This window comes from Streptomyces sp. ME02-8801-2C (assembly GCF_033793965.1).
Lineage (GTDB): Bacteria > Actinomycetota > Actinomycetes > Streptomycetales > Streptomycetaceae > Streptomyces.
Map to the genome: position 1 here is coordinate 208,625 of NZ_JARAXP010000010.1, position 18,997 is coordinate 227,621.

Genomic DNA, 18,997 nt, shown 5'->3' on the forward strand with positions numbered 1-18,997 from the left:
TGCTCCTGGGCGGGTTACCTTCGACCGGGTAATCAACTTTGACTAGTTGGGAGGGTTCTGTGGCCGACGCGGCAATCACCGTCGAAGGCGCACACAAGAAGTACGGCGACAAGGAGGCACTGTCCGGGCTCGACCTCCAGGTCGCCCGCGGCACCGTGCACGGCGTGCTCGGGCCGAACGGCGCGGGCAAGACGACCCTGGTCCGTGTCCTGGCCACCCTGCTCAGGCCCGACCGGGGCCGGGTCGAGGTGGCCGGCCACGACGTCCTGACCGGGGCCCGGGAGGTCCGCTTCCGCATCGGGCTGCTCGGCCAGCACGCGGCGCTCGACGAGGAACTGAGCGGCCGGCAGAACCTGGAGATGTTCGGGCGCCTCTACCACCTGGGCGCCCGCCACGCGCGCGTGCGTGCCGACGAGCTCCTCGACCGCTTCGGGCTCGAGGACACCGGCCGCAAGGCGGTCAGGCACTACAGCGGCGGAATGCGCCGCCGCCTCGACCTCGCCGCCTCCCTCATCACCGACCCGGAGGTGCTGTTCCTGGACGAGCCGACGACCGGCCTCGACCCGCGCGGCCGGACGGAGGTGTGGACCGCCGTCCGCTCCCTCGTCGGCGGCGGTACGACGGTCCTGCTGACCACCCAGTACCTGGAGGAGGCCGACCAGCTCGCCGACCGCGTCTCGGTCGTCGACCGGGGCCGGGTCGTCGCCGACGGCACCCCGGACGAGCTGAAGGCAGCCACCGGCGGCGACCGCATCGACGTCGTCCTGCGCGACGTCGGCCAACTGGGCGCGGCCGTCGCCCTGTTGCCCATACCCGCCGAGGGCGTCTCCGTGGACCCCGACCGGCGGCTGCTGAGCGCCCCGGTCACCGACCGCATGGCGGCGCTCTCCGGGGTCGTACGGGCCCTGGAGGCGGCCGGGATCGAGGCCGAGGACATCGCGCTGCGACGCCCGACGCTGGACGAGGTCTTCCTGGACCTCACCGGCGACGACGAACGGACGAAGGAGGCCGCGTGACGACGTACGGGATGAGGAGTGGTGTTCCGGCACCCGGGACAGCGGGCACGCGCGCGTTGACGGACTGGTGGACCGACTGCTGGACCATGACCCGCCGCGAACTCGCCCACTGGGCACGCCAGCCGGTGCAGGTGCTGGTCGGGCTGGTCTTCCCGGTGATGCTGCTGCTGATGTTCGGTTATCTGGTCGGTGGCGGCCGGGGCATCGCGGGCGAGTACGTCGACTTCCTGGTCCCCGGCATGCTCGTGCTCACCATGGCCTTCGGCCTGGAGGGCACGATGATCGCCGTCACCCAGGATCTCAACAAGGGCGTCATCGACCGCTTCCGGTCGATGCCCATGGCCAACGGCGCGGTCCTGGTGGGCCGTTCGGCCGCCGACATGCTCCAGTCGGCCCTGGGGCTCATCGTGATGCTCGCGGTGGGCTACGCCATCGGCTGGCGCGCCCACGGGGGCGTGGCGGCCCTCCTGGGGGCCGTGGGCCTGCTCCTGCTGTTCCGGTTCGCCATGCTCTGGATCGGCATTCAGCTGGCCATGGTGGCCGGGAGACCGGAGCTGGTGCAGGCGGTCCAGATCCTGGTCTGGCCGGTCGGCTTCCTGTCCAACGCCTTCGCCACCCCCGAGTCCATGCCCGACTGGCTGGGCACGGCCGTCCAGTGGAACCCGATGTCCCAGACGGCCACCGCCGTCCGCGACCTGTTCGGCAACCCGGGCGGCGAACCGGGCCACCTCTGGGCGGCCGTCGCCTGGCCCCTGGCCCTGCTGGCGGTCTTCTTCCCACTGGCGGTACGCAGGTTCGGCCGCCTCAGCAACTGAGGCTCCGCCGGCTGGTGCGGAAACCGCGGGTCCGCTGTGGCTGGTCGCGCAGTTCCCCGCGCCCCTTCCGGGGCGCAGCCGTGCGCCCGGCCGCATCGGGCGCTGAGGCCGGTGCCCAGGGGCCGCGCTCAGTGGTGGAACCCGGTGGCCGCGTCCCTGTCGTGCGTCGACGGGCGCGGCTGCCGGCGCAGTTCGGGCAGCAGCCGCTCCAGGTCCTCCACGAACAGCTCGGCGAGATCCGCGGAGAACCCGTTGCGGCACACCACCCGCAGCACGGACAGGTCCTGCCGGTTCTCCGGGAAGGTGTACGCGGGCACCAGCCAGCCCCGCTCACGCAGCCGCCGCGAGACGTCGAACACGTCGTACGAGGACACGTCCGCCCCCGTCGTGAACGCGAACACCGGCAGCTCGTCGCCCCGGGTCAGCATGCGGAAGTCGCCCAGCTCCTCGATCCGCCCGGCGAGGGAGCGCGCCACGTCCCGCGTGGACTGCTGCACCGCCCGGTAGCCGTCGCGGCCCAGCCGCAGGAATGTGTAGTACTGCGCGACCACCTGGGCCCCGGGGCGCGAGAAGTTGAGCGCGAACGTCGGCATGTCGCCGCCCAGGTAGTTGACGCTGAACACCAGCTCCTCGGGCAGGGCCTCCTTGTCCCGCCACAGCGCCCAGCCGACGCCCGGGTAGACCAGCCCGTACTTGTGCCCCGAGGTGTTGATCGAGGCGACGCGCGGCAGCCGGAAGTCCCACACCAGGTCCTCGTCCAGGAAGGGCGCCACCATGGCCCCTGAGGCCCCGTCGACATGCACCGGGATGTCGAGCCCGGTGCGCTCCTGCAAGGCGTCCAGGGCGGCACACAGCTCCGCCACGGGCTCGTACGACCCGTCGAAGGTCGACCCGAGGATCCCGACGACCCCGATGGTGTTCTCGTCGCACAGCTCGGCCGCCGCCTGCGGATCGAGATGGAACCGGTCGCCCTCCATGGGCACCTGACGCGCCTCCACCTCCCAGAAGGTGCAGAACTTGTCCCAGCAGACCTGCACATTGACGCCCATGACCAGGTTCGGCCGGACGTCCCGACCCGGATACCGGTCGGCGTTGCGCGCCGCCCACCGCCGCTTCAGCGCCATCCCGGCCAGCATGCACGCCTCACTCGAACCCGTGGTCGAACAGCCAACGGCGGCGGCCGGGTCCGGCGCGTTCCACAGGTCGGCGAGCATCGCCACACAGCGCCGCTCCAGCTCGGCGGTGCGCGGGTACTCGTCCTTGTCGATCATGTTCTTGTCCCGGCACTCGCCCATCAGGACGGCGGCCTGCGGCTCCATCCAGGTGGTGACGAAGGTGGCCAGGTTGAGCCGCGAGTTGCCGTCGAGCATCAGTTCGTCGTGCACGACCTGGTACGCCGTCGCCGGTGGCAGCGGAGCGTCCGGCAGCCGATGGGTGGGCGGGGCCTCGGTCATCCCGCCGAGCGGATCGGCCGCCCCGTAGAAGGGGTTGACGGCGAGCCTGCGCCCGGCGCCCTTGTCGTCAGATGCTTCGCTGTCTCCGCGGTGCAGTGGCATGTGTTCGACGGTAGGCCCGGGTCGTGGGGCTTGCACCTCACGCCGGGTGAGGAAGCAGTGTGGAGGGCGTACCGAGAAAGGAGCGGAAGTGGGTTACTCCGTAGGACAGGTCGCCGGTTTCGCCGGCGTCACGGTGCGCACCCTGCACCACTACGACGAGATCGGCCTCCTCGTGCCCGGCGGACGCAGCCCTGCGGGCCACCGGCGCTACGACGACGCCGACCTCGACCGGCTGCAGCAGATCCTGTTCTACCGGGAGCTCGGCTTCCCCCTCGATGAGGTCGCCACCCTGCTGGACGACCCGAAGGCGGACCCGCGCGCGCAGTTGCGCCGCCAGCACGAGCTGCTGACCGCCCGGATCGAACGGCTCCAGCAGATGGCGGCGGCCGTGGAGCACGCCATGGAGGCACGCAGAATGGGCATCAACCTCACGCCCGAGGAGAAGTTCGAGGTCTTCGGCGACAAGGACCCGGAGGCGCACGCCGAGGAGGCCGAGCGCCGCTGGGGCGGCACGGACATGTACGCGGAGTCGCAGCGCCGCGCGGCCACGTACACGAAGGACGACTGGAAGCGCATGCAGGCCGAGGGGGCCTCCTGGGGCGAGCGTTACGACGCCCTGATGGCCGCCGGCGAGCCCCCGGCCGGTGAGGCCGCGACGGCCATGGCCGAGGAACACCGGCTGCACATCACCAAGTGGTTCTACGAATGCACGTACGAAATCCACCAGGGCCTCGCCGAGATGTACGTCTCCGACGAGCGCTTCAAGGAGTTCTACGACTCCATGCGCCCGGGCCTCGCCGAACACCTCAGGGAGGCGATCACGGCGAACGCGGCCCGGCACACCCCGTAGCGACCGATGGAACCTGGCGGGGACCCATTGCGTTGATAGGTTTGTGCGGCCACATCTGGTTGCCGTAACTGCCTCAGTCATCAGGAGCCCGGAAAAGTGACGACGCTTGCCCTCGGACCGAGCTGGCTGGATCCGGACTACCTGTTGGACCAGTTCGGCATCATCGGTCTGCTCCTGATCGTGTTCGCCGAGTCCGGCCTGCTCATCGGCTTCTTCCTGCCGGGCGACGCGCTGCTGTTCACGGCGGGTCTGCTGATCACCGGGGGCACGCTGGACTTCCCGCTGTGGGGCGCGATCGCCCTGATCTGTGTCGCCGGGATCCTCGGCGACCAGGCGGGCTACATGTTCGGCAAGAAGGTCGGCCCGTCGCTCTTCACGCGCCCGGACTCCCGGTTCTTCAAGCAGGAGAACGTCGCCAAGGCCCACGAGTTCTTCGAGAAGTACGGTCCGAAGTCGCTTGTCCTGGCTCGCTTCGTGCCCATCGTGCGCACGTTCACGCCGATCATCGCCGGCGTCAGCGGCATGAAGTACCGCTCGTTCGTCACCTGGAACATCATCGGCGGCGTCTTGTGGGGCGCGGGCGTCACCCTGCTCGGCTCCTGGCTCGGGAGGATCGACTTCGTCAAGAAGAACATCGAACCGATCCTGTTGCTGATCGTCCTCATCTCGGTCGTCCCGATCATCATCGAGTTCGCCCGGGCCCGCAGCAAGGCCAAGAAGACCCCGCCCCAGCAGCCCGAACCTCCGGCCCAGCAGCAGTACCAGGCCCCCATGGACGACGCGACGACCCAACTCCGCCGCATCCCCCCGGCCCAACAGCCCGAGAACCAGAACTACGACCAGGGCTACGGCCAGCAGTACGCCCAGCAGCAGTACCCGTACAACCAGGACTACGGGTACCAGCAGCAGGGCCAGCAGCAGTACCCGTACGGCAACCAGAACAACGGCTATCCCCAGAACTGAGAACTGAGGCGAGGAGACTTCCTGAGGGGCGCGGGGAACTGCGCGATCAGCCACAACGCACCCGCACCCGCAGACGCACCGCCCCCGGAACTAAAACCCTCGCGTCCGCTTGGCGGCCCGCCGCCCCCCGGCGGACCCGCTGGGCCCACGCAGGAACAACCGCGAGATCTCCGACCCCAGATTCACCCCGATGGCAATCGCCATCGCCAGCGCCGCCGCCTTGGACAGATACACCAACCCCGCGTCCATGTCGTTCTGCGCGATCGACAGCAGCCCGAAGTACGTCGCCGACCCCGGCAGCAGAGGCCCGATCGCCGCGGTCGTGTACGGCAGGGCCGAGGCGAAGCGGTAGCGCGACAGCAGCTGTCCGAACAGCCCGACGAGCCCCGCCGCGACGGCGGTCGACGCCACCGGCGAGAACTCGCCCGTGTCGTGCATCGCGCCGTACACGCTCCACGCGACACCCCCGTTGAGCGTCACGATGAGCACAGTGGAACGTTCCTGCTGGAGCATGACCGCGAAGGTCAGCGACAGCAGCATGGACGCGCTGATCTGCCACAGCGGCCGCTGCGTACTCCCCAGCGCCGCGTCCGGGTTGAGCTCGGCGCCCAGTTTCACGCCGAAGTACAGGATCAGCAGCACCCCGACCACGATGCCCACGAAGAAGTACATGACCTCCAGCAGACGCGCGGACGCGGTGATGTAGAACCCGGTCAGCCCGTCCTGCACCCCGGCCACCAGCGCCCGCCCGGGCAGCAGCGCGAACAGCCCGCCGGTGATCACGGCGGACGCCTTCACGTCGACGTGCGTGATCGTCAGCGCGACCCCGATCGCGGCCGGCGGCATCGCGGCCACCGTGAACTGGTAGAACTCCGGCAGCCCGCGCCCCGCGCACAGCCACGCCAGCCGGTCGCCGAGCATCGCGCCGAGCGCCGCCGCCACGAACACCACCAGGTCACCGCCGACGAGCACGGAGGCCGCGCCCGCGAGCAGCCCCGCGGACACGGTGAGCCCCCAGCCGGGGTACGGGTGCCGGTTCCGCCGGATCTCAGCGAGGCGCCTGTAGGCCTCTTCCAGCGACGTGGCGGTGTCCACGTCGCTCAGGTCGTCCACAAGCCGGTAGACGGCCGCCAGGCGCGTGTAGTCGGTGCCCCGGCGCCGGACCGTCCGTGAGGCCGTCACGGGGTCCTCGACGAGCGAGGGCTGGTACGAGATCGACAGCAGGGTGAAGGTGACGTTCGGCTCGCAGCGGTCGAGGGCGTAGGACCGGCAGACGGCGAACATGGCCGCCTCCACGTCCTCGGCGCCCTCGCCGCCCGCGAGCAGCAGTTCGCCGATGCGCAGGGTCAGGTCGAGCACGCGCGGGACGGCGGGACCGCCCTCCTCGGCCACCTTGTGCAGGCGTTCCGGCGCGGGCCGCTCGGCCACCGGCATCCGCAGCATCGTGCGCATCCGGTCCTGCCACGGCACGTCCTTGGTGAGCCTCACCACAGGGATGCCGGCGGGCGGCGTGAACGCGGGCGCGCGGTACGTCAGCGGGGTGCTGAAGGCCGAGCCCTCGAAGTCGCCGCCGGGCGGCTGCGGAACGTCCAGTCCGTCCGGCAGGGCGAACTCGGAGGTCGTCTCGGACTCGTCGGTGACCGATCTGGGCGGCGTCAGTCCCTCGGGCAGGGCGAACTCGGAGGTGGTGGACGAGTCCCCGTCCCCACCACCCGGAGTTCCGCCTGTGGCGAGGGGGATCGCGTAGACGCCCCTGGCCTCGTCCGATGCCGGCTTGCGAGCCTCGTCCGTCACTCCGTATCGCTCCCTGCGCGCGCCCCTCCGGTACGCCTCAGTATGCGCACAGGCACACGAACGGGCCGCACGCGTGTGTGTGCGGCCCGTTCGTCACAGCGGGGTCGGGGAGCCTCAGTGGCCGCCCTGCTCCTTGAGGCGCTTGTACGACCGCTCGATCTCGGCCTCGGCGTCGGCACGGCCGACCCAGTTGGCGCCCTCGACGGACTTGCCGGGCTCCAGGTCCTTGTAGACCTCGAAGAAGTGCTGGATCTCCAGGCGGTCGAACTCCGACACGTGGTGGATGTCGCGCAGGTGCTCCACGCGCGGGTCGTGCGCGGGCACGCACAGCAGCTTGTCGTCGCCGCCGGCCTCGTCCGTCATCCGGAACATGCCGATCGCGCGGCACTGGATGAGACAGCCGGGGAAGGTCGGCTCGTCCAGGATGACCAGCGCGTCCAGCGGGTCGCCGTCCTCGCCGAGGGTGTTCTCGACGAAGCCGTAGTCGGCCGGGTAGCTGGTCGAGGTGAAGAGGCGACGGTCCAGGCGGATCCGACCGGTCTCGTGGTCCACCTCGTACTTGTTCCGTGAACCCTTCGGAATCTCGATCGTGACGTCGAACTCCACCGGTGGCTCCTCCATGATCAACACATAGTTCTGGTGGTTAAGTGTCCCTCACGCAGGTGTGTGATCGCGAAAGGGGCTGGTGGTCGTGCCAGAGCTGAGGCCTTGGCGGGCCGCGAGGCCGAAAGTGGCGCGGCTCGCGCGAACCGTACGACCTCGTCTCACTCGGGCCACGAAAGCGGTGAAACCGCAGCTCGGAAGGGGGGTCGGCCGAGCGAAGGCAGCTGTGGGACCGCCACTCGAACGAGCGACGGCGACGGTGAGACCGCGACTCGAACGAGCCAAGCGGGCCACGGCCGGCGTGAAACCGCGGGTCGCGCGGATCACACGGTCGATGGCCTCGAAGCCGGCCGGTCTCGGCACCTCGAACGCGCTGCCGAACGCCCTGCGGACGCTGAGGACACTGCCGGGGTCGATGCCGAAGACCCTGCGGACCTGGCAGTACACCGCGGGCGCCGCCACCGCCGGACTGGCGTTGACCGCGGGCGTGGTGACCGCCGTCGGCCCCTGGGACTCCACCGGCCAGCGTACGGCCGAGCGGGACTGGGCCGCCGCCCAGGAACGTTCCGGTGGTGCAGATCACGGTCGTAATTCTGGTACGTCGGACACGTCCGCCATCTCCGGTACGTCGGCCGGGGCGCCCGCGCCCGCGCCGAGCGCCCCCATCGTGCTGGCCGGCCTCGACAGCGCCCCCGGCACCCTGCGGGCGGCACCCACGGCAAAGGCCCTCGCGGCCGTTCTGAAGCCGCTTCTCGGGGACCCGGCGCTCGGCACCCGCCGGTCGGCCGCCGTCGTCGACGTGACCACCGGAAAGCGGCTGTACGGCATGGAGGCGGGGGAGGCGCTCGTCCCCGCCTCGACGACGAAGATCGCCACGGCCGTCGCCGCGCTCTCCGCGATGGGCGCCGACCACCGGCTCACCACCCGGGCCGCCCTGGAGCCCGACACCAACGAGCTCGTCCTGGTAGGCGGCGGCGACCCCACCCTGACGGCCCGCGAGGACCCGGAGGGCTGGGCGAGCCTGCGCACCCTGGCCGACTCGACGGCCGCCGCCCTGAAGAAGCGCGGTGTACGCGAGGTGACTCTGTCGTACGACACGACGCTCTACGCCGGCCGTGAACTCCACCCGATCGGGGTCAACGAGAATCTCGCCCCGGTCAGCGCCCTCATGGTCGACGAGGCCCGCACCGACGACTCGACCAGCGGCACCGCGGTGCGTTCCACCGACCCGGCGGGGGATGCGGCCCGCGCCTTCGCGGGCCTGCTGGAGAGGCACCGCATCAAGACCACGGCCCCCGGCCCGTCCAAGGCCACGGGCCGCGCGACCACCCTCGCGAAGGTCACCTCGCCGCCGCTCTCGGCCCTCGTCGAGCGCATGCTGACCAACAGCGACAACGACCTCGCGGAGGCCCTGGCCCGCCAGACCGCGCTCGCCACCCACGTCCGGCCCGACTTCGCGGGCGGCGCCCGGGCCATCCGCACCGAGCTGGCGAAACTGGGGCTGCCCATGTCCGGGGCCCGTTTCGCGGACGGCAGCGGCCTGAACCGCGCCGACCGCCTCACCACGAACCTCCTCACGGCCCTTCTGGCCAAGGCCGGCGACCCGACCCACCCCGACCTCCGCGCGGCCCTCACGGGCCTTCCGGTGGCAGGCTTCACAGGCACGCTGAGCACCCGCTACGCGAACGGCGCGGCAGGCCTCGTACGCGCCAAGACAGGCACCCTGACAGGCGTGAACGCCCTGGCGGGCACGGTCGTCGACCGCAACGGCCGCCTCTTGGCCTTCGCCTTCCTGACGGCGAACACCCCCAACACAACCCAGGCCCAGACAGCCCTGGACCGCACAGCAACAGCCTTGGCGTCCTGCGGCTGCGGGTAGCTCCGCCGGATACGCGGTTCTTCGTCCGCGGGCCGGTGGGGGCCGGCCGCGCAGTTCCCCGCGCCCCTTTGGGGCGCGCCTCCGGCCCGCACCGCTGTGCCCACCCAATGGACCTCGGCCCCCGCCAACCTCGCAACCTGCCCCCAGCGGAGTCGCTCCCGTACGGTTGACGCATGACGAGCATCGGTGGTGCCGCATCTGCTGGGATGGTCGACTGGAATCTCGCGGTGGCGACCGCGACCCGGCTGGTACGGCCGGGGCCCGAGGTGAGCCGTGACGAGGCCCGGACCATCGTCGCCGAGCTGCGTCGGCACGCGAAGGCCTCCGAGGAACACGTCCGGGGCTTCACCCGGATGGGAACCGACGCCGCCCACGACACCCCCGTACTCGTCGTGGACCGCCCCGGCTGGGTACGGGCCAACGTCGCCGGGTTCCGCGAGGTGCTGAGGCCGCTGCTGGACAAGATGCAGGAGCGGCGCGGGAGTTCACCGGGCGGGGCCGTGCTCGGCGCGGTCGGCGGCAAGGTGACCGGCGTCGAACTGGGCATGCTGCTGTCGTTCCTGTCGTCGCGGGTCCTCGGCCAGTACGAGACCTTCGCCCCGGCCACCCGCGACCTGCCGGCCGGCGCGAACGGCGGCGGCCGACTGCTCCTCGTCGCCCCGAACATCGTCCATGTGGAGCGCGAACTCGACGTACAGCCCCACGACTTCAGGCTCTGGGTGTGTCTGCACGAGGAGACGCACCGCACCCAGTTCACCGGCGTGCCCTGGCTGCGCGACCACCTGGAGGGCGAGATCCAGTCGTTCCTGGGGGAGACCGACGTCGACCCCATGACCTTCCTGGAGCGCATCAGGGAGGCCGCGCAGTCCCTCGCGGGCGGCCGACCGGAGGGCGAGGAGGACGACGGCGGCCGTTCGCTCGTGGAGCTGGTGCAGACGCCCGCCCAGCGGGAGATCCTCGGCCGGCTCACCGCGGTCATGTCCCTCCTGGAGGGACACGCCGACTTCGTGATGGACGGCGTGGGCCCCGCGGTGGTGCCCTCCGTGGCCGAGATCCGCGAGAAGTTCCAGCAGCGCCGGGCCAAGGGCGCCTCCCGCCTCGACCTCGCGCTGCGCAAGCTGCTCGGGCTGGACGCCAAACTCAAGCAGTACCGCGACGGCGAACGATTCGTCCGGGCCGTCGTCGACCAGGTGGGCATGGACGGCTTCAACCGCGTGTGGACCTCCCCGAACACCCTCCCCACGAAGACCGAGATCGCCAAACCGGCGGACTGGGTCGCGCGGGTGCACCGCAAGGCGGAATCGTGAGCCCGGGGGGTACGTGGTGAAGAATCCGGCCGACGGCAGGTGAACGCCACTCCAATCACCCGTCCGAGGGACCGTGAGGCATGGGTAGGCGTGCAATGCTCGGGGAACGCCCCGTTTCTGTCACCATCTACACACTCTGAGTGACCGGACTCGGCTCACCCCCCCTCGAAAACTTCATGAAGGGAACCGGACATGGGTCCCCATCCTGCGGTCGCGGCGATACGCCTGGCGGTCCGCCGCGCACTCCACGACATCCTCACAGCCCACCCCTCGCCCCACAGCCTCTTCCCCGCCTCCACCACCCCCGCCTCCCCCACCCCCGCCTCCACCACCCTCGCTTCCACCACCTCGGCCTCCACCACCCCCGGCGAGTCCTCCCCGCTGGTCCTCGTGGCGTGCTCCGGCGGTGCCGACTCCATGGCGCTCGCCTCCGCCCTGGCGTTCGAAGCGCCCAAACTCGGGCTGCGCGCCGGCGGCGTCACCGTCGACCACGGTCTGCAGCCCGGCTCCGACCTCCGCGCCGACGAGGTCGTTTTGCGCCTGACCGAGCTCGGTCTCGCCCCCGTCGAGGCGATCTCCGTCACAGTCGGCCGCGAGGGCGGACCCGAGGCCGCCGCGCGTGACGCCCGGTACGGCGCCCTGGACGACGCCGCCGAGCGCCACGGCGCCAGCGCGGTCCTCCTCGGCCACACCCGCGACGACCAGGCCGAGACCGTTCTGCTGGGCCTCGCCCGCGGCTCCGGCATCCGCTCGCTGTCCGGGATGGCCGCCGTCTCCGGCGGACCCGGGGCCCCCGGCCGCTACCGCAGGCCCTTCCTCCAGCTCGACCGGCAGACCGCCCGCAAGGCGTGCATGGTCCAGTCCCTCCCGGTCTGGGACGACCCTCACAACGCCGACCCGGCGTACACCCGGTCCCGGCTGCGCCACGAGGGCCTGCCCGCCCTGGAGAAGGCCCTCGGCAAGGGCGTCGTCGAGGCCCTCGCCCGCACGGCCCAGCTGTCCCGCGACGACGCCGACGCCCTCGACACCTGGGCCCGCCAGGCCGAGGCCTCCGTACGGGACGCCGCAGGCCTCCTGGAGTGCGCCAAGCTCTACGCCCTGCCGCCCGCCGTACGCCGTCGCATCCTGCGCAGCGCCGCCATCGAGGCGGGCGCTCCGGCCGGTTCGCTGTTCGCCCGCCACATCGAGGAAGTCGACCGGCTGATCACCGGCTGGCGCGGTCAGAAAGCCATCAATCTCCCCGGCCGGGTCGTCGCCCAGCGGCAGGGTGGCAGACTGGTGATTCGGCAAGGCTGAATCTCACCCCCTTCGGGGAGGGGTCGGGCGAACGAGCCAGATAAGTGGCGACGACCGAAAGTGATGCGGGTGGACGCGAAAGACATGGGTGCCGACCTCAAGTCGGTACTCATCACCAAGGAAGAGATCGACGCGAAGCTCGTTGAGCTGGCGGCGAAGATCGACGCGGAGTACGCGGGCAAGGACCTGCTGATCGTCGGCGTCCTCAAGGGCGCGGTGATGGTCATGGCCGACCTGGCCCGGGCGCTGTCCACCCCCCTCACCATGGACTGGATGGCCGTGTCGTCGTACGGCGCGGGCACCCAGTCCTCCGGTGTGGTGCGGATCCTCAAGGACCTCGACACCGACATCAAGGGCAAGCACGTCCTCATCGTCGAGGACATCATCGACTCCGGACTGACCCTGTCCTGGCTGATCTCCAACCTCGGCTCCCGCGAGCCCGAGTCGCTGAAGATCTGCACCCTGCTGCGCAAGCCGGAGGCCGCGAAGGTCGCCATCGACGTGGAGTGGGTCGGCTTCGACATCCCGAACGAGTTCGTGATCGGCTACGGCCTCGACTACGCGGAGAAGTACCGCAACCTCCCCTTCGTCGGTACGCTCGCGCCCCACGTCTACGGCGGCTGAGTCCCGAGGCCGCTGAGCCAATGGGCGAGTCCTGTGGGACGCCCGGGAACCCGGGCGGCCCTCTCGCCGTTGGAGCATGCGTGGACGGTGTTGGAAACTCGCCCGTGCGCCTTCGGGTGACAATGCTGGGGTACCGTCCGAAGAGCAGTACTTAGAACAGTCTTTGTCAAACTCACTATGGCAGGAGGGACGGGGCGGCACCGCTCCGTATGGATGGACGTGAAGCGATACTTCCGTGGGCCGGTCATGTGGATCGTGCTGGCCGTCCTTGCCGTGGTCGTGTTGATGCAGGTCGTCGGCTCGTCCGGCGGCTACAAGACGGTGGACACAGGCCAGGTCGTCCAGGCGATCAACGACAACAAGGTCGAGCAGGCCAAGATCACCACCGGTGACGAGCAGGTCATCAAGGTCCAGCTCAAGGACGGCCAGAAGGTCGAGGGCAGCTCGAAGATCCAGGCGAGCTACATCGGCGATCAGGGCGTCAACCTGGCGAACACTCTCCAGGACAAATTCCAGAACAAGCAGATTCCGGACGGCTACACGGTCTCTCCGACCAAGCAGAACGCTTTCGTCGGCATTCTGCTGTCGCTGCTCCCCTTCGTCCTCATCGTCGTCGTGTTCCTGTTCCTGATGAACCAGATGCAGGGCGGCGGCTCCCGGGTCATGAACTTCGGGAAGTCCAAGGCCAAGCTCATCACCAAGGACACCCCGAAGACGACGTTCGCGGACGTCGCGGGTTCGGACGAGGCCGTCGAGGAGCTCCACGAGATCAAGGAGTTCCTCCAGGAGCCGGCCAAGTTCCAGGCCGTCGGCGCCAAGATCCCCAAGGGTGTGCTCCTCTACGGGCCTCCCGGTACGGGCAAGACGCTGCTCGCGCGCGCTGTCGCGGGCGAGGCGGGCGTTCCGTTCTACTCGATCTCGGGTTCCGACTTCGTCGAGATGTTCGTCGGTGTCGGTGCCTCCCGGGTCCGTGACCTCTTCGAGCAGGCCAAGGCGAACGCTCCGGCGATCGTCTTCGTCGACGAGATCGACGCGGTCGGCCGCCACCGCGGCGCCGGCCTCGGCGGCGGTCACGACGAGCGCGAGCAGACGCTCAACCAGCTGCTCGTCGAGATGGACGGGTTCGACGTCAAGGGCGGTGTGATTCTCATCGCTGCCACGAACCGTCCCGACATCCTCGACCCGGCGCTGCTGCGCCCCGGCCGCTTCGACCGCCAGATCGCGGTCGACCGCCCGGACATGCTGGGCCGACTGGAGATCCTCAAGGTTCACCAGAAGGGCAAGCCGGTCGCTCCGGACGTCGACCTGTCGGCGGTCGCCCGTCGTACGCCGGGCTTCACCGGCGCGGACCTGAGCAACGTCCTCAACGAGGCCGCGCTGCTCACCGCCCGCAGCGACAAGAAGCTGATCGACAACGCGTCGCTCGACGAGGCCATCGACCGCGTCGTGGCGGGACCGCAGAAGCGGACCCGGATCATGTCGGACAAGGAAAAGAAGATCACCGCGTACCACGAGGGCGGCCACGCCCTGGTCGCGGCGGCCTCCCCGAACTCCGACCCGGTCCACAAGATCACGATCCTGTCCCGCGGCCGGGCCCTCGGTTACACGATGGTGCTCCCGGACGAGGACAAGTACTCCACCACTCGCAACGAGATGCTCGACCAGCTGGCCTACATGCTGGGCGGCCGGGCGGCGGAGGAACTGGTCTTCCACGACCCGACCACGGGCGCCGCGAACGACATCGAGAAGGCCACGGCGACGGCCCGCGCGATGGTCACGCAGTACGGCATGACCGAGCGCCTCGGCGCGATCAAGTTCGGCGGCGACAACACCGAGCCCTTCCTGGGCCGGGAGATGTCGCACCCGCGCGACTACTCGGAAGAGGTCGCCGCGCTCGTCGACGAAGAGGTCAAGAAGCTCATCGAGAACGCGCACAACGAGGCCTGGGAGATCCTGGTCGAGAACCGTGACGTCCTCGACGCGCTGGTGCTCCAGCTGCTGGAGAAGGAGACGCTGAGCAAGGAGCAGATCGCCGAGATCTTCGCTCCCATCGTGAAGCGCCCGGCCCGCCCCGCGTGGACCGGCTCCTCCCGGCGTACGCCGTCCACCCGCCCGCCGGTGCTCTCCCCCAAGGAGCTGTCGCTGACGAACGGGGCCAACGGCTCGGCGCCGGCGATCACCGCCAAGGCCGGGGCCACCGAGTCCGTCCCCTCGACGGAGCCGGTACCGGAGGACCGCGGCGAGAGCTGATCCCGCCTCTCCTGCCCCGTCCCGCCCAGCGGGCCCGGAATGGATGCCGCGCCCCCCAGGTTCTAGCCTGGGGGGCGCGGCATTTCGGTATGTCCGCACGTGGACGCGTGGCCGATACGCGTGACAGGGACAGGAACGAGGCACCAGATGACCGACCCCGTGACGCTGGACGGCGAGGGCACCATCGGCGAGTTCGACGAGAAGCGGGCGGAGCACGCCGTACGTGAACTGCTGATCGCGGTCGGCGAGGACCCCGACCGCGAGGGTCTGCGGGAGACGCCGGCGCGGGTGGCGCGGGCCTACCGGGAGATATTCGCGGGGCTGTGGCAGAAGCCGGAGGACGTGCTGACGACGACGTTCGACCTCGGGCACGACGAGATGGTGCTGGTGAAGGACATCGAGGTGCTCAGCTCCTGTGAGCATCATCTGGTGCCCTTCGTCGGGGTCGCGCACGTCGGCTACATCCCGTCGGTCGACGGGAAGATCACCGGGCTGTCGAAGCTGGCCCGGTTGGTGGATGTGTATGCCCGCCGGCCGCAGGTGCAGGAACGACTCACTACGCAGATCGCCGACTCCCTGATGCAGATACTGGAGCCGCGAGGGGTCATCGTCGTCGTCGAGTGCGAGCACATGTGCATGTCGATGCGGGGCGTACGGAAGCCCGGGGCGAAGACGATCACTTCGGCTGTGCGGGGACAGTTGAGGGACCCGGCCACCCGCAATGAGGCGATGAGTTTGATCATGGCGCGCTGAATTTTTGTCCGCGGGTGCGTCGTGGCTGGTCGCGCCCGCGCGGCGGAGCCGCAGAATGGCACAGCCCCGCGCCCCCTTGGGGCGCTACGCCGCAGGCGCCGTGCCCGCGTTGTTGTCGTCGTCTTCCGGGAGTTTGCAGACCCGTTCCAGGAAGAAGGCCGCCGCTATGACGGCGATGCCCGCCAGGACCGAGAAGCCGGCGTAGATGGCCTGGTCGCGGCGGGCCGGGATGTCCAGGGACTCCAGCAGGAAGACGCCCGTGCCGCCGTACATTCCGGCGACCAGGGCGGCGACCAGGGCGCTGGCCTGGCCGAAGACGACCGCGCGGGCGGCCATCAGGGGGTCGACGCCCTTGGCGCCGGGGCGGCGGTCGCGCTGGGCCTTGAGGCGGGCGCGCAGGGAGAGGGCCGTGGCCAGCAGGACCACGGCGATCAGGGCGAGGACGACGGGGGCGGCCAGCGGGACGCTGGGGAGGGTCCCCACCGAGTTCCACAGCCGGGCACCCGCCCAGGAGAGCACTCCGGCCACGACGAACACGCCGGCCAGCATCTTGATGCGCAGCTCTCTCACGGTGCCCCTTCAGCTCCCTGGACCGGACCACCGAGCTGTGGTCGTCATGACCTTAACGGCTATTCCGGCAGCTGGAGTTCCAGGTCGGCGCGGGGCGCGACACCTTCCAGGGCGACGCCCTCCAGGAGCGCCGCCACCGGGCCGCGGCCGGGCAGCTGGGCCTCGGGGTCCACGTCGTGCCAGGGGACGAGCACGAAGGCCCGTTCGTGGGCGCGCGGGTGGGGGAGGGTGAGGACAGGGTCGTCGGACACCTCGTCGGCGTACGCGACGATGTCGACGTCGATCGTGCGCGCGCCCCAGCGCTCCTCGCGGACGCGGTGGAAGGCCTCCTCGACCGCGTGGGCACGCTCCAGGAGCGAGGACGGGGGCAGCGTCGTCTTCAGGACGACCACCGCGTTGAAGTACGACGGCTGGCTGCCCGCCGGGACGCCCCACGGCTCCGTCTCGTACACGGGGGAGACGGCCTTGATGCGGACGCCCGGGGTGTCCTCCAGGGCGTCGATGGCCCCCTGGAGGGTCTCCAGGCGGTTGCCGAGGTTCGAGCCGAGGGAGATGACGGCGCGTTTCGGGTTGTGCAGGGTGGTGTCGGCGGCGTCCACCTGCTGCACGACGGAGGCGGGCACCGGCTGGACGGTCGGGTCGCTGTGACTCTCGGTGAACGAGGCGGTCATACTCGGCTCCGGGTGATGGTGATGGTCACGTCGTCGAAGGGGACCGTGATCGGCGCGCCCGGTTTGTGGACGCACACCTGGACCTCCTGGACCCCCTCGTGCTTCAGACAGACCTGCGCGATGCGTTCGGCGAGCGTCTCGATGAGGTCGACGGGCTCGCCCTCGACGACGGCCACGACCTCCTCCGCCACGATGCCGTAGTGCACGGTCTTCGCCAGGTCGTCGTCGGCTGCGGCCGGGCGGGTGTCCAGGCCGAGGGAGAGGTCCACGACGAAGGTCTGGCCCTCTTCCCGCTCGTGCGGGAACACACCGTGGTGTCCACGGGCCCTCAGGCCGCGCAGCGCGACACGATCCACGCGAATCACTCCTGCAATCGTCGTTGGCGGCCGCTTCGGACCGGGTGCGGTCGGCCGGGCAGCCATGTCCGAATCTACCTGCGAGCACTGACAGTGCCCTCCCCTCGCGGGGCCCGTCCACGGGAGGACCAGGAAGGTTCATCGGGTGTTTCCCCGTGGGAACAGGGCTGCTCACGGGCTGGTAGCCGCACTTACCCCGTGTTCGTGATTCCAACCACGTTCGGCGGTGTTCGACGGCTTTCGGCTCGCGTTCGGCTCACGTGTGGCTCAGGAAGGGGTGTCGTCGGGCTCGGCGTCGTCCTCGTCGTTCTCGGCGAGGACCGGGGAGGCGTGGTGGGACCAGAGTTTCCAGCCGTCGGGGGTGCGCTGGAACAGATTGGTGGCGACGACCAGCTGGCCGACCAGCGGCCCCAGCTCGGCGCCGTCCTCGGGCGGCGCGCCACCGCTGAGGATGTTCTCGGTGCAGGTCACCAGGGCGGTGTCGCCGGTGACGGAGACATGCACGTCGGTCAGGAAGAACTGGATGTACTCGGTGTGGGCCATGATCAGCGCGTACGAGCGCAGCACCTCGCCGCGTCCGGTCAGTACCGGCCAGCCCGGGTGCACGCACGAGATCACGCCGGTCTCCGCCGGGTCGTGGTACTCCTCGTCGACGCCCAGATCGGCCGGGGCGAGCCAGAGCGAGGACAACTCGTCGAAGTCGCCCTGCTCCAGCGCCTCGTAGAAGGCGGTGTTGGCGAGTTCGACCTGCTCGACGTCGATGTGCGGCGCGCTCACCGGGCTCCCTCGGCGCCGCGGACCGCTTCCGCGCCGCGGGCCTCCTCGACCGCGCGGGCGACCCGTACGGCGTCGGCGGTGGCGCGGACCTCGTGGACGCGGACCGCCCAGGCGCCCTGGTGGGCGGCGAGCGCGGAGACGGCGGCGGTGGCGGCGTCCCGCTCCCGCGCGGGCGGCGGGGCGCCCTCGGGGCCGGCCAGTACGCGACCCAGGAACCGTTTCCGGGACGCGGCGACCAGCAGGGGGTGGCCCAGGCCGTGCAGCCGGTCGAGGTGGGCAAGGAGGGCCAGGTCGTGATCGGCGCCCTTGGAGAAGCCGAGACCCGGGTCGACGACGATCCGGTCGGGGGCGACACCGCCGGCCAGTACGGCGTCCACGCGCGCGTGCAGTTCGTCGAGGACCTCGGAGACGACGTCCGCGTACACGCCCTTGACGTTGCCGCCCTCCAGGAAGCCCCGCCAGTGCATGACGACGAAGGGGGCTCCCGTGGCCGCGACGACCGGAATCATCGCGGGGTCCGCGAGGCCGCCGCTGACGTCGTTGACGAGGACCGCGCCCGCCGCGAGCGCCTGTTCGGCGACCGAGGCACGCATGGTGTCGACGGAGACGGCCACGCCCTCGGCGGCGAGGCCGCGGACCACGGGGACGACGCGCCTGAGTTCCTCGTCCTCGTCGACACGGGTGGCGCCGGGGCGGGTGGACTCGCCGCCGACGTCCACCAGGTCGGCGCCCTCGGTGACCAGGTTGAGGCCGTGCTTGACGGCGGTGGTCGTGTCGAACCAGCGGCCCCCGTCGGAGAACGAGTCCGGGGTCACGTTCACGACGCCCATGACCGCGCAGCGGTCCCAGGCCGGGAGGCCGGCGACGTGGCCGCGTCCGCTGTGGTTGTTCATGCGTTCAGCGTAGGCCCCCGGCGG

18 protein-coding genes are annotated in these 18,997 nt (G+C 70.4%); 10 read left to right on the plus strand and 8 right to left on the minus strand.

Features of this window, described 5'->3' with window-relative positions; all coding sequences use genetic code 11:
* Positions 1-59 precede the first annotated feature (59 nt).
* Both PV396_RS30745 and PV396_RS30750 read left to right on the plus strand, forming a co-directional pair.
* The gene (locus PV396_RS30745) at positions 60-1,016 is read left to right on the plus strand and encodes an ATP-binding cassette domain-containing protein (protein ID WP_319210230.1); all 957 of its coding nucleotides are present in this window, start codon (positions 60-62) and stop codon (positions 1,014-1,016) included.
* 11 nt (positions 1,017-1,027) lie between these two features.
* Positions 1,028-1,831, plus strand: coding sequence for an ABC transporter permease (locus PV396_RS30750; RefSeq protein WP_416071509.1), 804 nt, complete (start codon positions 1,028-1,030; stop codon positions 1,829-1,831).
* A 128-nt stretch (positions 1,832-1,959) separates the two neighbouring features.
* On the opposite strand, the gene PV396_RS30755 is transcribed toward PV396_RS30750, so the two are convergent.
* A complete protein-coding gene (locus PV396_RS30755; protein WP_319210232.1) occupies positions 1,960-3,387 on the minus strand; it encodes a glutamate decarboxylase in 1,428 nt (475 codons plus the stop codon).
* A gap of 88 nt (positions 3,388-3,475) precedes the next feature.
* Here PV396_RS30755 and PV396_RS30760 point away from each other — a divergent pair, with 88 nt between their 5' ends.
* On the plus strand, positions 3,476-4,237 hold the full coding sequence (locus PV396_RS30760) for a MerR family transcriptional regulator (protein ID WP_319210234.1): 762 nt from the start codon (positions 3,476-3,478) through the stop codon (positions 4,235-4,237).
* 96 nt (positions 4,238-4,333) lie between these two features.
* Positions 4,334-5,200 (plus strand): DedA family protein, encoded by an 867-nt coding sequence (locus tag PV396_RS30765; RefSeq protein ID WP_319210236.1) that lies wholly within the window; start codon positions 4,334-4,336, stop codon positions 5,198-5,200.
* Between the two features lie 90 nt (positions 5,201-5,290).
* Here the strand turns inward: PV396_RS30765 and PV396_RS30770 are convergent, their stop codons facing one another.
* Positions 5,291-6,994, minus strand: a complete 1,704-nt coding sequence (locus PV396_RS30770; RefSeq protein ID WP_319210238.1) for a threonine/serine ThrE exporter family protein — start codon at positions 6,992-6,994, stop codon at positions 5,291-5,293.
* Between the two features lie 114 nt (positions 6,995-7,108).
* Complete coding sequence (locus PV396_RS30775; protein WP_053746895.1) at positions 7,109-7,600, minus strand: inorganic diphosphatase; 492 nt, start codon at positions 7,598-7,600, stop codon at positions 7,109-7,111.
* A 331-nt stretch (positions 7,601-7,931) separates the two neighbouring features.
* On the opposite strand from PV396_RS30775, the gene dacB reads away from it, so the two are divergent.
* The 6 genes from dacB to folE all read left to right on the plus strand — a co-directional run bounded on the left by dacB (position 7,932) and on the right by folE (position 15,706).
* Positions 7,932-9,476 (plus strand): D-alanyl-D-alanine carboxypeptidase/D-alanyl-D-alanine-endopeptidase, encoded by a 1,545-nt coding sequence (dacB, locus tag PV396_RS30780; RefSeq protein ID WP_319210240.1) that lies wholly within the window; start codon positions 7,932-7,934, stop codon positions 9,474-9,476.
* A gap of 173 nt (positions 9,477-9,649) precedes the next feature.
* Positions 9,650-10,783 carry a zinc-dependent metalloprotease gene (locus PV396_RS30785; protein WP_319210242.1) on the plus strand — a complete coding sequence of 378 codons (1,134 nt, stop codon included), beginning with the start codon at positions 9,650-9,652 and terminating at the stop codon, positions 10,781-10,783.
* A gap of 192 nt (positions 10,784-10,975) precedes the next feature.
* Positions 10,976-12,079, plus strand: a complete 1,104-nt coding sequence (tilS, locus tag PV396_RS30790) for a tRNA lysidine(34) synthetase TilS (RefSeq protein ID WP_319210244.1) — start codon at positions 10,976-10,978, stop codon at positions 12,077-12,079.
* Between the two features lie 63 nt (positions 12,080-12,142).
* The gene (gene hpt / locus PV396_RS30795; protein WP_044471976.1) at positions 12,143-12,703 is read left to right on the plus strand and encodes a hypoxanthine phosphoribosyltransferase; all 561 of its coding nucleotides are present in this window, start codon (positions 12,143-12,145) and stop codon (positions 12,701-12,703) included.
* Positions 12,704-12,916: 213 nt separating this feature from the next.
* Complete coding sequence (ftsH, locus tag PV396_RS30800) at positions 12,917-14,953, plus strand: ATP-dependent zinc metalloprotease FtsH (protein ID WP_319210246.1); 2,037 nt, start codon at positions 12,917-12,919, stop codon at positions 14,951-14,953.
* Between the two features lie 147 nt (positions 14,954-15,100).
* Positions 15,101-15,706 (plus strand): GTP cyclohydrolase I FolE, encoded by a 606-nt coding sequence (folE, locus tag PV396_RS30805; RefSeq protein WP_319210248.1) that lies wholly within the window; start codon positions 15,101-15,103, stop codon positions 15,704-15,706.
* A gap of 84 nt (positions 15,707-15,790) precedes the next feature.
* Here the strand turns inward: folE and PV396_RS30810 are convergent, their stop codons facing one another.
* The 5 genes from PV396_RS30810 to folP form a co-directional block, all read right to left on the minus strand.
* The gene (locus tag PV396_RS30810; protein WP_319210250.1) at positions 15,791-16,276 is read right to left on the minus strand and encodes a DUF3180 domain-containing protein; all 486 of its coding nucleotides are present in this window, start codon (positions 16,274-16,276) and stop codon (positions 15,791-15,793) included.
* A 59-nt stretch (positions 16,277-16,335) separates the two neighbouring features.
* A complete protein-coding gene (folK, locus tag PV396_RS30815; RefSeq protein ID WP_319210252.1) occupies positions 16,336-16,947 on the minus strand; it encodes a 2-amino-4-hydroxy-6-hydroxymethyldihydropteridine diphosphokinase in 612 nt (203 codons plus the stop codon).
* Positions 16,944-17,303, minus strand: a complete 360-nt coding sequence (gene folB, locus PV396_RS30820) for a dihydroneopterin aldolase (RefSeq protein ID WP_319210254.1) — start codon at positions 17,301-17,303, stop codon at positions 16,944-16,946. The genes folK and folB overlap by 4 nt, the downstream gene beginning before the upstream one ends.
* Before the next feature lie 267 nt (positions 17,304-17,570).
* A complete protein-coding gene (locus PV396_RS30825; RefSeq protein WP_319210256.1) occupies positions 17,571-18,080 on the minus strand; it encodes a nuclear transport factor 2 family protein in 510 nt (169 codons plus the stop codon).
* A complete protein-coding gene (folP, locus tag PV396_RS30830) occupies positions 18,077-18,973 on the minus strand; it encodes a dihydropteroate synthase (RefSeq protein ID WP_319210258.1) in 897 nt (298 codons plus the stop codon). Before folP ends, PV396_RS30825 begins: the two co-directional genes overlap by 4 nt.
* Between the last annotated feature and the right edge of the window lie 24 nt (positions 18,974-18,997).

Coding starts and splice junctions, on each gene's coding strand:
- PV396_RS30750 (WP_416071509.1), top strand. CDS start 1,028: ATGAGGAGTGGTGTTCCGGCACCCGGGACAGCGGGCACGCGCGCGTTG.
- PV396_RS30755 (WP_319210232.1), bottom strand. CDS start 3,387: ATGCCACTGCACCGCGGAGACAGCGAAGCATCTGACGACAAGGGCGCC.
- dacB (WP_319210240.1), top strand. CDS start 7,932: ATGGCCTCGAAGCCGGCCGGTCTCGGCACCTCGAACGCGCTGCCGAAC.
- PV396_RS30785 (WP_319210242.1), top strand. CDS start 9,650: ATGACGAGCATCGGTGGTGCCGCATCTGCTGGGATGGTCGACTGGAAT.
- tilS (WP_319210244.1), top strand. CDS start 10,976: ATGGGTCCCCATCCTGCGGTCGCGGCGATACGCCTGGCGGTCCGCCGC.
- hpt (WP_044471976.1), top strand. CDS start 12,143: ATGCGGGTGGACGCGAAAGACATGGGTGCCGACCTCAAGTCGGTACTC.
- ftsH (WP_319210246.1), top strand. CDS start 12,917: ATGGACGTGAAGCGATACTTCCGTGGGCCGGTCATGTGGATCGTGCTG.
- folE (WP_319210248.1), top strand. CDS start 15,101: ATGACCGACCCCGTGACGCTGGACGGCGAGGGCACCATCGGCGAGTTC.
- folK (WP_319210252.1), bottom strand. CDS start 16,947: ATGACCGCCTCGTTCACCGAGAGTCACAGCGACCCGACCGTCCAGCCG.
- folP (WP_319210258.1), bottom strand. CDS start 18,973: ATGAACAACCACAGCGGACGCGGCCACGTCGCCGGCCTCCCGGCCTGG.